The organism is Telluria sp. AZSoR62, assembly GCF_058111565.1.
This window is the reverse complement of record NZ_JBYTST010000285.1, coordinates 1-276: the sequence shown is the minus strand read 5'-3', so window position 1 is coordinate 276 and position 276 is coordinate 1. Positions and strand designations below refer to the sequence as shown.

The window sequence follows — 276 nt, the reverse complement described above, 5'->3', positions numbered from 1 at the left end:
CGGTGATTCGTTGAGCTGAGTTTCAATCGCTTGAAGCTCTTTCATTTGCTTCTTCAGTTTGGCGATCTTCTCTTCCAACCGCACGGCGCGGGGTTCGGAGGCTGTTGATTCTTGTTGATCAACAGTATCAAGCGCGGTCAGGTAGTGGCTGATGCTTGATTCAATTTCTTCCATTCGCCGCTTTAGTTTGGCGCTAGTGAAGTTGCGGTCACGATTGTTGACGGCCTTGAATTTACTTCCGTCGATGGCAACCAGGTTTTCTCCGAACAATCCGAG

Annotated in this window: 1 pseudogene; it reads right to left on the bottom strand. The window is 49.3% G+C overall.

Features of this window, described 5'->3' with window-relative positions:
• Positions 1-276, bottom strand: a pseudogene (locus tag AC3XQU_RS23825) (IS5/IS1182 family transposase); the annotation flags it as partial.